Genomic DNA, 12,407 nt, shown 5'->3' with positions numbered 1-12,407 from the left:
AAGTGAAATGAGCTTAAAATGGACAGACTCGAGAGACATCGCAATTGAGCTATGCGATCTTTTTCCTGACACCGATCCTAAAACTGTGCGTTTTACGGATTTGCATCGCTGGATTTGTGAGTTAGAAGAGTTTGAAGATGATCCAAGCCGATCAAATGAAAAAATTCTAGAAGCGATTATCCTCTGCTGGATGGATGAAGCGGACTAAAACAGCGAACTGCCGTGATAGAGAGCCGATTATACTTGGCTCTCTATCCATTTTATAAAGGTTTTAATTTTAGGTCTTTCTTCCGTTCCTTTAGGGCATAGTAAGTCGTACCCTAAGTGAGTTTCCATTGCTGGGTAAGGCGAAACCAACTCTCCTGATTCCAGATACTCTTTCACGAATTGATAGCGCCCAATGGCGACACCTAGCCCATGCCGTGCGCTTATAACGCTCATCTCTCGATGACTGACACAATAAAATTGATTGAAGATACCAACATCGAGCCGCATGTGCTTCATCCACCTTTGCCAAACATCAGAACCTAGCGCATGAATAAAGTTTATTCGATGAAGTGATTCGAGCCCATCTTCATACAAACGGTATTCTTTCGCGTATTGTGGGGTGCAAATTGGAATGTATTTCTCTCCAAATAAACGTTGTCTGAACATGTTAGTGTGCTGGTCGGTATCATAGAAAATGGCCAACTCTATATTGTGGCGAGAAAAGTCCTGAGTGTTTTCTTGAGCAATGATATTTAAGTTAAAGTTAGGGTGCTTTTTCTTGAAATCAGATAAGCGTGGCAGAAGCCACCCACTGGCAAAGTTAGGTGCAGTCGCAAGCGTTATTTTCCCCCCGAGATCCGATGTTCTTATCTCTCCAATTTCATTAAAAATAGAATTGAGAGATGTTGAAAGAGTACTGTTAAAACGCTCGCCCTCAGGGGTTAGAGTCAGCTTTCTTGTTCCCCTAACAAAGAGGTTGAACCCTAACTCATTTTCCAACGCTTTAATTCTATGGCTAACCGCACTTTGAGTCAGATTCAGTGTTTTTGCTGAAAGAGTGAAACTCAACGTTTTTGCTGCCATATGGAAGGTGTGCAAATTTCTTAGCAGTATTTCTTTACTGGCCAAGGTGTAATCCTATGCATTAAAATAATTAATCCATGTTAGCTTGAGTTTCGTTTGAGTTCACTCTCCAAATTGCATTTAATCTAGCTAAATCACTTTTGTTATCAGTTTATCGGTACACATGAATATGTTGAATCTTTACTGGTGCATTAAAAAATTGAATGTTTAATTGTTTGGGGGTGTTATGAATATACTCGGATATATGCAAAAAGTAGGTAAGGCGCTTATGGTGCCAGTTGCCACGCTGCCTGCTGCTGCAATCCTGATGGGAGTAGGCTATTGGATTGACCCGGTGGGCTGGGGGGCAGAAAGTACTCTGGCCGCATTTTTAATTCGTTCAGGGAGCGCCATTATAGACAGTATGGCGTTGCTATTTGCAATTGGTGTCGCCTTTGGTTTAAGCCGAGATAAAAGTGGTTCTGCGGCGCTTTCAGGTTTCGTTTGTTTTACAGTGTTGATGACTTTGCTAAACCCAGAAGCAATCGCGCAGCTGATGGGAGGGACTGAAGAGGTTCCCGCAGCATTTGACCGAATCAATAATCAGTTCATCGGCATTTTGGTTGGTATTCTTTCTGCGGAAATCTACAACCGATATTCTGGTGTCGAGCTGCCTAAGGCGCTAGCATTTTTCAGTGGTAAGCGTCTGGTTCCTATTTTAACGTCCATTGCGGGTATGGTTTTGGCCTTCATTCTTTTATATATCTGGCCTGTTGTGTTTGATGCTTTAATTGCATTTGGCACTAAGCTTGAAGCAATGGGGGCGATTGGAGCTGGGCTTTTTGGCTTTTTCAACCGTATTTTACTGACCATAGGCATGCACCATGCCCTTTATCCAGTATTTTGGTTTGATGTAGTAGGCATTAACGATATACCTAATTTCCTTGGAGGAGCGCAATCTATTGCTAACGGTACAGCGGTTGTCGGGCAGACAGGTATGTATCAAGCAGGGTTCTTCCCAATTATGATGTTTGGCTTACCAGCCGCTGCATTAGCTATGTATCACTGTGCAGATGCAAAGAACAAGAACAAAACGTTCTCTATTATGTTAGCTGCGGGCATGGCTTCTTTCTTCACTGGTATAACTGAGCCGCTAGAGTTTAGTTTTATGTTCCTAGCTCCTATGCTTTATGTCATTCATGCGGTGTTAACTGGTATCTCAATGTATATCGCGGCAACTATGGAGTGGATGGCTGGCTTTGGCTTCTCCGCAGGTTTTGTTGATTTCGTGTTGTCCAGTCAAAACCCGTTGGCAACGCAGTGGTACATGTTGATTCTTCAAGGTTTAGTCTTCTTTGGTATTTACTATGCTGTTTTCCGCTTCGCTATCATCAAGTTCAATCTTCGGACACCAGGTCGTGGCGAAGAAGAAGACGCTAACGCGATAGAAACCAACATCGAAACGCTTACCGAGGATTACATTACCGCGATTGGCGGTGCGGAGAATATCCTTGAAGTTGATAACTGTATAACGCGCCTGCGTCTATCCGTGAAAGACTCGTCTATTGCAGACAAAGAGACGCTGAAGCAGCTAGGTGCAGCAGGAGTGGTAACGATAGGAAAAGGTGGACTGCAAGTGATTGTTGGTCTGGGTAAAGTTGACAAGGTTGCAGAGCAAATGAAGAAGGCGCTGCAAAGCTAAATTGAAATGTAAACGATGGTGATTCACCTCACCATTTCCCCCTCAAGCACAGTATGCTTAGTCAACATGCTGTGCTTTTTCTCCTCAATGCTTTGCTTGTTGAATTCTTTAAACCTTACTCGCATACCCATCCCAAGATTTAAGCCTTAGCAACTCACAAAACATTATTTGCTAGAAAAAGTGCTCATCGGTACTTGTTTTTGTTATCCGGATGACATTTTCTACGAACATAATGCTAACATTCCTCAACTCGTAAAAAGAAACAAAGTCGTAATAGAAATCAGCGAAGATTACGATGACAAGACAAGGAGAAATCATGTCTACACAAATGCCGGTATTCATTTCATCACAAGCGGCACTCCCTCAATGGGGCGAAAAAGCAATTTTATCTTTTACAGAACAAGGTACAACAATTCACCACACCGATGGTGAGTTAGTCGACGTGATTCAGCGCGCAGGTCGCAAACTGGATGGTCAAGGAATTAAATCCGTATTTTTGCAAGGTGAAGGCTGGGATGTGGAGAGCATTTGGGCGTTTTACCAAGGCTACCGCGGTCCTAAAAATACCAATACTGTTGAGTGGGTTGATCTTGAAGAGAGTGCTCAACACGAATTGAATTCTCGCATCAAGGCAGGAAACTGGGTTCGAGATATCATCAACAAAAGTGCTGAAGAAGTTGCACCTCGTCAACTAGCAACTATGGCCGGTGAGTTTATTAAATCTCTAGCGCCAGAGCATGTGACTTACCGAATCGTTAAAGACAAAGACTTGCTAACAGAAGGTTGGGAAGGCATTTACGCGGTTGGTCGTGGTTCTGAACGTACATCTGCAATGCTTCAATTGGACTTCAACCCAACGGGTGACGAAAATGCGCCTGTTTTTGCTTGTTTAGTTGGTAAAGGTATTACATTTGATTCAGGCGGTTACAGCATTAAGCCTTCAGGATTCATGGATGCCATGAAAGCTGACATGGGTGGTTCGGGTACGATTACGGGTGGTCTTGGTTTGGCTATCCTTCGCGGGCTTAACAAGCGTGTGAAATTAATCCTTTGTTGTGCTGAAAATATGATTTCAGGTCGAGCTTTCAAGCTAGGTGACATCATCACCTATAAAAATGGCAAGACTGTCGAAATCATGAATACCGATGCAGAAGGGCGCTTAGTTCTCGCTGATGGTCTTTTATTTGCTAGCGAACAAAACCCAGAACTGATAATCGACTGCGCGACTCTGACGGGTGCAGCTAAGAATGCATTGGGTAACGATTACCATGCGCTGTTGTCATTTGACCAGCAACTGTCATCCAAGGCAGTAGGTTATGCAGTTGAAGAGCGTGAGGGGTTATGGCCTCTGCCTCTGGCGGATTTCCACCGTTCAATGTTGCCTTCAAACTTTGCTGATTTGTCAAACATCAGTAGCGGTCACTATTCTCCTGGTGCGAGTACTGCTGCAGCCTTTTTGTCGTATTTTGTGAATGACTACAAGAAAGGTTGGTTGCATTTCGACTGTGCTGGCACGTATCGTAAGAGTGCGAGTGACAAATGGTCGGCTGGCGCAACGGGTATGGGTGTACGTACACTTGCTCGAATTTTGACAGAACAAGCGAAATAAACTGAATTCAACTTAAAAAATCCGAGGGAAGCAAATTAAATGTAACCCTCGGATACTATAACGAAAGAACGAAGGACATCTTATGGCTCTAGAAAGAACGTTTTCCATCATTAAGCCCGATGCTGTAAAAAGAAATCTTGTCGGTGAAATCTACCATCGATTTGAAAAAGCAGGCTTAAGAATTATCGCTGCTAAAATGGTTCATCTATCAGATGACCAAGCAAGTGGGTTTTATGCCGAGCATGAAGGCAAGCCTTTCTTTGAAGGTTTGAAAGAGTTCATGACATCTGGACCGATTATGGTTCAAGTACTTGAAGGTGAAAATGCCATTGCTCGATACCGTGAGTTAATGGGTAAAACGAACCCTGAAGAAGCAGCATGTGGAACCATTCGTGCCGATTACGCGGTAAGCATGCGTTACAACTCCGTTCACGGAAGTGATAGCCCTGAATCAGCAGCGCGAGAAATAGAGTTTTTCTTCCCTGCGTCTGAAATTTGCCCTCGAGAAGATTAATCCTTTCTAGAGTGTGAATTCATCATTGCACTTATGGCTATTCATAGGTGCAATGCTTCAAAAATCCTTTCCCGTTTTCCCGCAATATAGCACTTCATACTCGTTATTTTTCTTCTGTTTAAAAATTAAACAATTTGAAATTAATCCTTTATAAATAACCTTACTTTCGCCCCCTTGTTGTCACTGGGTAAAGGCTGTACAATTCGCGCCCTTAAATACAGTTACACCTGCGAGAGACAACATGAGCACCGAAAAAGTAAATCTACTGGATTTTGACCGTAAAGGGCTACGAAAATACTTCGCCGATGAATTAGGCGAGAAAGCATTTCGTGCTGATCAGGTCATGAAGTGGATCTACCATTTTGGTGTAGACGATTTTGAGAACATGACCAATCTCAATAAGAAGCTTCGAGAGAAGCTTATGCGTGTTTCAGAAATTCGTGCGCCTTATGTCTCTGAAGCTCAGCACTCTACTGATGGAACCATCAAATGGGCTATGCGCGTTGGTGATCAAGATGTCGAAACGGTGTATATCCCTGATGCTGATAGAGCGACACTTTGTGTGTCCTCCCAAGTTGGCTGCGCACTTGAGTGTAAATTTTGCTCTACCGCTCAACAAGGATTCAACCGCAATCTAAAAGTTTCAGAAATTATTGGCCAAGTTTGGCGCGCAGCAAGAGAGATTGGATTGCAAAAAGAAACGGGTCGCCGCCCAATTACCAATGTTGTGATGATGGGAATGGGCGAACCGCTACTGAACATGAAAAACCTGATCCCTTCTTTGGAGATCATGCTTGATGACTTAGGTTTTGGTTTATCAAAGCGACGCGTGACGGTTTCAACGTCAGGGGTAGTTTCTGGCCTCGATCAAATGACAGGGAACATCGATGTTGCACTGGCCATTTCTTTACACGCACCAAATGATGAGCTTCGAAGTGAGATCATGCCTATTAATGATCGCTGGGACATCGAGGATTTTCTCAATTCCGTTAGACGCTATATTGCGTCATCCAATGCCAACCGTGGCAAAGTTACGATTGAGTATGTTCTGCTTGATCATGTGAATGATGATATGGAACATGCAAGACAACTCGCAGAATTGTTAAAAGATACTCCGTCGAAGATAAATTTGATTCCTTTTAACCCTTATCCTGGTTCACCATACCGCAAGCCGAGTAACTCACGCATCGACCGTTTTATGAAAACGTTGATGAAATATGATTACACGGTAACTGTGCGTAAAACTCGTGGTGATGACATTGATGCAGCTTGCGGTCAGCTAGTTGGAGATGTGATCGATCGAACAAAACGGACAAAACTTAAACAGCACGGGGAACCAATCGAGGTGAAGTCAATCTGAGTTGATAATTGACCAGAAAGACTCCCCAGATAGTAAGGGAGTGTGATGTTAGTGAGAATTGCGAACATATTTCTGGTTAGTTTGTTAGTAGGTTGTGTTACAGTTACTGAACAATCCGCTAATAATCAGTTTGATAAGATAAAGGCGGCGGAAGCGCGTATAAGCTTAGGTTTAAGTTATCTTGAGTCCAAAGATATGATTCGGGCAAGAGAAAATCTTGAAACAGCAGTAAGCTACGCACCAGATTATTATCGTTCACTGATCGCAATGGCTCACTTTTATCAAGAAGTTGGCGAGACTGGTCAGGCAGAGCAAGCCTATAAAAAGGCACTTAGGGAGTCGCCTAAGAACGGTGATGTACTCAATAACTACGGTACGTTTCTTTGTAAAATCGGTCGATACGATGAAGCCGATGCATTCTTTAACCGTGCTATTGAACAGCCATATTACTACCTGATTGCAGCCAGCTATCAAAATGCGGCAATGTGTGCGCTGAAAAGCGGCGATCAGGATAAAGCTGAGTATTATTTTGCCCGTTCTTTGGATCATGACCCAAACCGTGTTGTTTCTATACTTCAGCTAACACAAATAGAAATTCAAAAAGCAAAGTATCGGGAAGCTAGGGTTAGACTTTTAAAATTTCATAATAGATATGGGTATAAAGCTTCGAGTTTGGGCTTGCTAATTGAATTAGAAAAACAAGCAGGCAATAACACTCTTGTAAGTAAGTACGCGAGCGTATTAAAAGACAAATACCCAGACTCGATTCAATATCAGAAGTACGTAGCGAATGAGTATTGAACAAACTGCAGAAAATATGACTATTTCTACATTGCCACTTCCTGGCGATGTACTGCGCCAACAGCGAGAGAAGCTGGGGTTAACGCAAAAAGACATTGCTGACCGTCTTCGTCTCCGCTTGGCGGTGATACAAAACATTGAAGATAACAACTTCAAGTCAGACCAAGTAGCCACTTTTACCCGTGGCTATTTGCGATCTTACGCCAAGGCCGTTGGACTAAGTGATGATGATGTTTTGCCACTTTTGGAAGAAGAGGTGAATCATAAAGAACAGTCCATGCAGAGCTTTTCGAGAAAAACCAATCGAGAAAAACACGACAGTCGAATCATGTTGATTACCTGGGGGGTGCTGGCTGTTCTGGTGGGCATATCTTCTGTGTGGTGGTGGCAAAATCAGAGCCTAGACACACTTTCAGTTTCGGAGCTGACCTCTTCATCAGATTCCCTTTCTCAAGAATCAGAAGCTGATTTGGCGGTGCTTGAAGCACAGAGAGAACTCAATGTCGCTTCAGCTCAACCAGTTCAACAGAATGAAGAGGTTGAGCCAGCTGCCAATGCAGCTGTTTCAACAGAAGACACGACATCTGCCAACGAAGAAGTTAACAACTCTTCAAATACCGAATCTTCAGACACTGATAGCTCAGTTACCGATACAGCAACAAGTGACGTTTCGTCTTCTTTATCAAACGAGTCATCTGATGCTGAATCGTCTGAGAGTACTAACATCGCTCTTTCAGATTCTCCGGCATCTGCTAACCCAGTTTCAATGTCGTTTTCGGCTGATTGCTGGATTCAGGTAAAAGACGCAGAAGGCAAAGTACTTGCTACGGGTGTAAAAAAAGCGGGTCACCAACTTTCTTTAAGTGGCAAGGCTCCATACAGCGTAATATTAGGTGCACCTGAAGGTGTTTCAATGACATTTGCTGGTGAAGCTGTAGACCTTTCTGGGTATACTGCAGGCAAAGTAGCAAGATTCAAATTACCCTAGAAGCTGAGTAAGTCTAAAAGCCATTATGCAACACGAATCCCCTATTAAACGTCGTGCATCGACCCGCATATATGTGGGTGATGTGCCGATCGGTGACGGTGCCCCTATCGCGGTACAGTCCATGACCAACACCAGAACAACGGATGTTGAAGCAACAGTGGCTCAAATTAAGTCTCTGGAAACCGTTGGCGCTGATATTGTTCGCGTTTCTGTTCCAACTATGGAAGCAGCAGAAGCCTTTAAACTCATAAAGCAGCAAGTTGATGTTCCGTTAGTGGCCGATATTCATTTCGACTACCGAATTGCATTGAAAGTCGCGGAGTATGGTGTTGACTGCTTAAGAATAAACCCAGGTAACATCGGTAATGAAGCGCGAGTGAAATCGGTTGTCGATTGTGCTCGCGATAAAAATATCCCTATTCGTATAGGCGTTAATGGCGGTTCTTTGGAAAAAGATCTGCAAGTGAAGTACGGTGAACCTACACCTGAAGCGCTGGTAGAATCAGCAATGCGCCATGTTGATTACCTCGATCGTTTGAATTTCGATCAGTTCAAAGTCAGTGTAAAAGCATCAGATGTCTTTTTAGCCGTTGATTCTTATCGCCTTCTAGCGAAAGAGATTGATCAACCGCTTCACCTAGGTATAACTGAAGCTGGCGGTGCGCGTGCAGGATCGGTTAAATCCGCAGTGGGCCTTGGCATGCTACTGAATGAAGGCATCGGAGATACACTTCGAATCTCTTTGGCAGCCGATCCAGTGGAAGAAATTAAAGTCGGATTCGATATTCTAAAGTCCCTTCGAATTCGGTCTCGTGGTATTAACTTTATTGCTTGCCCTAGTTGTTCTCGTCAAGAATTTGATGTGATCAACACAGTCAATGCTTTAGAAGAACGCTTGGAAGACATTATTACACCTATGGATGTCTCTATCATTGGTTGTGTGGTAAATGGTCCAGGTGAAGCAGAAGTTTCCCATTTAGGGCTAGCTGGAAGTCACAAGAAAAGCGCTTTTTATGAAGACGGTAAACGTCAAAAAGAACGCTTTGATAATGAAGATTTGGTTAGCAAGCTCGAAGCAAAAATTCGTGCAAAAGCGTCGGTGCTTGATGAAAGCAATCGCATCGACATCAATTTAATCGATAAACAATAATCTCGACGGTAATAACTGTGGCAAAAACGATACAAGCAATCAGAGGCATGAATGACTGCCTCCCTACACAATCTCCTCTTTGGCAAAAAGTGGAGAGCGCGGTTAAACATGTAATCAGTGCGTACGGATACAGTGAAGTTCGCATGCCTATCGTTGAGATGACTCATCTATTTAGCCGCGCCATCGGTGAAGTGACCGACGTTGTTGAAAAAGAGATGTACACCTTTGAAGACCGCAATGGCGATAGCCTGACTTTGCGCCCAGAAGGGACGGCTGGTTGCGTTCGTTCAGGTATTGAAAATGGTTTGCTGTATAACCAAGAGCAGCGTTTGTGGTATATGGGACCAATGTTTCGTCACGAGCGTCCTCAAAAAGGTCGTTATCGTCAATTCCACCAGTGTGGTGTGGAAGTGTTCGGTCTGAATGGTCCCGACGTCGATGCTGAGCTGATCATGCTGACCGCGCGTCTATGGCGAGAACTCGGTATCGAAAAACACGTGCGTCTAGAGTTAAATTCAATTGGTTCATTAGAGGCTCGTGCTAACTATCGTACTGCGTTAATTGAATTCCTTGAGCAGCACATCGATATTCTCGATGAAGATTGTAAACGTCGTATGCATACGAACCCGCTACGTGTTCTGGATACCAAAAATGCAGATATTCAAGCGATTCTAGTTGATGCACCTCAGCTGTCCGATTACCTTGACGAAGAATCTAAAGCACATTTTGCTGGATTGTGTGAACTTCTCGACGCTGCCGGTATCGAATACCAAGTTAACCAGCGTCTTGTGCGTGGTTTGGATTATTACAATCGTACCGTTTTTGAGTGGATTACCGAAAGCTTAGGTGCTCAAGGCACAGTATGCGGCGGCGGTCGTTACGACGGGCTTGTCGAGCAGTTGGGCGGTAAGTCTACCCCCGCAGTTGGTTTTGCTATGGGGTTAGAGCGCTTAGTTCTTATGTTAGAAGAACTAGATCTGGCAGAAACGCGTCGCGCAGTCGATGTGTACATGGTAAGTGCTGGTGAAGGCACCTTAATGGCCAACATGAAGCTGGCAGAACAACTTCGAGAGTCATTGCCGGGTATACGCGTGATGACGCACTTCGGTGGCGGTAATTTCAAGAAACAATTTAAGCGTGCTGACAAAGTTGGCGCGGTAGTAGCCTTGGTACTTGGTGAAAACGAAGTAGCGGAAGGTACTGTAGTCGTTAAAGACTTAACAGGTGGCGAACAAACAACAGTTGCACAGGCAGACGTTGCCGAGCAACTTAAGCATTTGATCTAAAGAGGACAGGACGTGGAACTCTACGATACTGAAGAACAACAGGTAGAAGCCATTAAAGAATGGTGGAAAGAGAATGGTAAAGCGGTCATCGTAGGTGCGGTGGTTGGCTTAGGCGGTATCTTTGGCTGGCGTTTTTATCAGGATTCGCAAGCAGAAGCGCAAGGTGCAGCTTCTCAAGCGTACGATAAAGTACTGACTCAAATACAGAACTCTGGTGCAGAGTCATCATCTGATGCGCTGGCGTTTATTGAAGCGAATAAAGAATCTCAATATTCAGTATTAGCTGCGCTGCAACTAGCAAAAGCATTTGTTGAAGCGGGAGAGCTGGACAAGGCTCTAGAGCAGTTAAACTGGGCTAAAGCAAACACAAAAGATACGGCTATCGTTTCTTTGCTTACAGTACGTACTTCTCGCGTACTTGCAGAACAAGAAAAGTACGACGAAGCGCTTACTCAGCTTGATTCGATTAAAGAAGCGGGTTGGGCAGGTCGTGTTGCAGAGCTTAAAGGTGATATCTTGCTTCGTCAGGGGAATCCTGAAGGTGCTTATGCTGCCTACTCAGAAGCACAACAGCAATCAGATGCGAGCCAGACTCTGCAAATGAAGCTGGACGATCTGGCGAAGTAAGGGTTGTATCGAATGAAGAAAATGCTCAACCGAGCTGTGATGTGCGCCTTAGCTGTAGCCGGCTTAGCCGGATGTGCGGGCGAAGAAGACACCATCGTAATGGCACCTTTGCCTGTTGTTGAAAGCCAATTCACACCAGCGAGTAACTGGTCTGCTTCGATTGGTGATGGTGTTGGGCATTATTTTTCCAAACTAAAACCTGTCTATGCGTACGACAATGTGTTCGTTGCCAGTCGCGATGGGCAAGTAAAGGCACTGGATCCTAATACAGGTAAAGCAAACTGGTCTACCACTGTAGAGTCGGAAAATTCAGCCCGCTTATCTGGTGGAATAGCCGCCGCGTTTGGCAAGTTGTTTATCGGCAGTGAAAATGGCGAATTAATAGCGCTTTCTGCAGAAAACGGCGAGGTCCTTTGGCGTTCTTCAGTGGAAGGTGAAGTACTTGCAACGCCTGCAACCGACGCAAATCTTGTAATGGTCCATACTTCTCGCGGCATATTGGTCGCTTTAAACCAAGAAGACGGCTCTCAAGAGTGGACGGTGAGTTCAGAAGTCCCCAGCTTAACGCTGCGCGGAGACAGTTCTCCTGTCACCATTTCTGGTGGTGTTTTCTGGGGGACGGCGAATGGTCGAATTGCGGCTGCGATTGTTGCTCGTGGGCAGCTGATTTGGCAGCAGCCAGTGGGAACGCCTAAAGGTTCCACCGAGATTGATCGACTAGTCGATGCCGATGCATCGCCCATTATTATTGGTAGCACGTTATACATTGTTGGCGTGAACGGCCAGCTTGTGGCGATTGACTTACGTTCTGGTGCACCATCTTGGAAACGAACTTACTCATCTGCAACCGACATGGTGACAGATGGTAGCAACCTCTACTTAGTTACAGACAAAGATCACCTCGTCGCGGTTGATGCACGTAGTGGTACTGAAATCTGGAGCAACAAACAGTTAGAGCACCGTTTATTAACGGCTCCTTCAATTATCGACGGCAAGTTAGTCGTTGGAGATACAGAAGGCTATCTACATTGGCTGGAGAAGGACTCTGGTAAGTTTGTTGCTCAGCAACTTATAGATGACAGTGGCTTTGCTGTAGGGCCTATTGTTGTTGACCAAGGTTATGTTGTAGTGACACGTTCTGGTGCTGTAAAGAAACTGCAGATCCAGTAAATAACGTGATATAATTCACAATCGGCTCTTGGCTGTTCTCAGTCAAGAGCCGTTTTATTGATAATTAAACAAGTGTGGTTATAGGTAAGTTCTAAGCTTTAGTGCTAATGATTTACCTATAGCTACATTAAGAAATGAGATTGTAGAGGT

General features: G+C 44.3%; 12 protein-coding genes. 11 read left to right on the top strand and 1 reads right to left on the bottom strand.

Annotated elements, in window-relative coordinates:
• Positions 1–7: 7 nt before the first annotated feature.
• On the top strand, positions 8–208 hold the full coding sequence (iscX, locus tag VPNCDNU1_RS11845) for a Fe-S cluster assembly protein IscX (RefSeq protein ID WP_101110826.1): 201 nt from the start codon (positions 8–10) through the stop codon (positions 206–208).
• Between the two features lie 29 nt (positions 209–237).
• On the opposite strand, the gene VPNCDNU1_RS11840 is transcribed toward iscX, so the two are convergent.
• The gene (locus tag VPNCDNU1_RS11840) at positions 238–1,116 is read right to left on the bottom strand and encodes a LysR substrate-binding domain-containing protein (protein ID WP_104400498.1); all 879 of its coding nucleotides are present in this window, start codon (positions 1,114–1,116) and stop codon (positions 238–240) included.
• 181 nt (positions 1,117–1,297) lie between these two features.
• On the opposite strand from VPNCDNU1_RS11840, the gene nagE reads away from it, so the two are divergent.
• From nagE to bamB, 10 genes are all read left to right on the top strand, one after another.
• On the top strand, positions 1,298–2,752 hold the full coding sequence (gene nagE / locus VPNCDNU1_RS11835; RefSeq protein WP_104400497.1) for an N-acetylglucosamine-specific PTS transporter subunit IIBC: 1,455 nt from the start codon (positions 1,298–1,300) through the stop codon (positions 2,750–2,752).
• A 316-nt stretch (positions 2,753–3,068) separates the two neighbouring features.
• Positions 3,069–4,361 carry an aminopeptidase PepB gene (pepB, locus tag VPNCDNU1_RS11830; RefSeq protein ID WP_104400496.1) on the top strand — a complete coding sequence of 431 codons (1,293 nt, stop codon included), beginning with the start codon at positions 3,069–3,071 and terminating at the stop codon, positions 4,359–4,361.
• Between the two features lie 82 nt (positions 4,362–4,443).
• Positions 4,444–4,875: a nucleoside-diphosphate kinase gene (ndk, locus tag VPNCDNU1_RS11825; protein WP_101110824.1), complete on the top strand. Its 432-nt coding sequence runs from the start codon at positions 4,444–4,446 to the stop codon at positions 4,873–4,875.
• Positions 4,876–5,116: 241 nt separating this feature from the next.
• On the top strand, positions 5,117–6,235 hold the full coding sequence (locus VPNCDNU1_RS11820) for a bifunctional tRNA (adenosine(37)-C2)-methyltransferase TrmG/ribosomal RNA large subunit methyltransferase RlmN (RefSeq protein ID WP_104400495.1): 1,119 nt from the start codon (positions 5,117–5,119) through the stop codon (positions 6,233–6,235).
• Positions 6,236–6,280: 45 nt separating this feature from the next.
• Complete coding sequence (gene pilW, locus VPNCDNU1_RS11815) at positions 6,281–7,036, top strand: type IV pilus biogenesis/stability protein PilW (RefSeq protein WP_104400494.1); 756 nt, start codon at positions 6,281–6,283, stop codon at positions 7,034–7,036.
• Positions 7,026–8,024: a cytoskeleton protein RodZ gene (gene rodZ, locus VPNCDNU1_RS11810; RefSeq protein ID WP_104400493.1), complete on the top strand. Its 999-nt coding sequence runs from the start codon at positions 7,026–7,028 to the stop codon at positions 8,022–8,024. The genes pilW and rodZ overlap by 11 nt, the downstream gene beginning before the upstream one ends.
• 25 nt (positions 8,025–8,049) lie before the next feature.
• The gene (ispG, locus tag VPNCDNU1_RS11805; protein ID WP_104400492.1) at positions 8,050–9,174 is read left to right on the top strand and encodes a flavodoxin-dependent (E)-4-hydroxy-3-methylbut-2-enyl-diphosphate synthase; all 1,125 of its coding nucleotides are present in this window, start codon (positions 8,050–8,052) and stop codon (positions 9,172–9,174) included.
• 17 nt (positions 9,175–9,191) lie between these two features.
• Positions 9,192–10,460, top strand: coding sequence for a histidine--tRNA ligase (gene hisS / locus VPNCDNU1_RS11800; RefSeq protein WP_104400491.1), 1,269 nt, complete (start codon positions 9,192–9,194; stop codon positions 10,458–10,460).
• A 12-nt stretch (positions 10,461–10,472) separates the two neighbouring features.
• Positions 10,473–11,087, top strand: a complete 615-nt coding sequence (locus tag VPNCDNU1_RS11795; protein ID WP_104400490.1) for a YfgM family protein — start codon at positions 10,473–10,475, stop codon at positions 11,085–11,087.
• Between the two features lie 12 nt (positions 11,088–11,099).
• Complete coding sequence (gene bamB / locus VPNCDNU1_RS11790; protein WP_104400489.1) at positions 11,100–12,257, top strand: outer membrane protein assembly factor BamB; 1,158 nt, start codon at positions 11,100–11,102, stop codon at positions 12,255–12,257.
• Positions 12,258–12,407: the final 150 nt, after the last annotated feature.

Origin of the sequence: Vibrio penaeicida (assembly GCF_002933855.1) — a bacterium.
Classification (GTDB): domain Bacteria; phylum Pseudomonadota; class Gammaproteobacteria; order Enterobacterales; family Vibrionaceae; genus Vibrio; species Vibrio penaeicida_A.
The sequence above is the reverse complement of the archived record's forward strand: the minus strand, read 5'-3'. Positions and strand labels throughout refer to the sequence as shown.

Bases quoted from the DNA above. Each gene is read 5' to 3' on its own strand.
- rodZ (WP_104400493.1), top strand. From the start codon at position 7,026: ATGAGTATTGAACAAACTGCAGAAAATATGACTATTTCTACATTGCCA.
- pepB (WP_104400496.1), top strand. From the start codon at position 3,069: ATGTCTACACAAATGCCGGTATTCATTTCATCACAAGCGGCACTCCCT.
- pilW (WP_104400494.1), top strand. From the start codon at position 6,281: ATGTTAGTGAGAATTGCGAACATATTTCTGGTTAGTTTGTTAGTAGGT.
- ispG (WP_104400492.1), top strand. From the start codon at position 8,050: ATGCAACACGAATCCCCTATTAAACGTCGTGCATCGACCCGCATATAT.
- iscX (WP_101110826.1), top strand. From the start codon at position 8: ATGAGCTTAAAATGGACAGACTCGAGAGACATCGCAATTGAGCTATGC.
- bamB (WP_104400489.1), top strand. From the start codon at position 11,100: ATGAAGAAAATGCTCAACCGAGCTGTGATGTGCGCCTTAGCTGTAGCC.
- ndk (WP_101110824.1), top strand. From the start codon at position 4,444: ATGGCTCTAGAAAGAACGTTTTCCATCATTAAGCCCGATGCTGTAAAA.
- nagE (WP_104400497.1), top strand. From the start codon at position 1,298: ATGAATATACTCGGATATATGCAAAAAGTAGGTAAGGCGCTTATGGTG.
- VPNCDNU1_RS11820 (WP_104400495.1), top strand. From the start codon at position 5,117: ATGAGCACCGAAAAAGTAAATCTACTGGATTTTGACCGTAAAGGGCTA.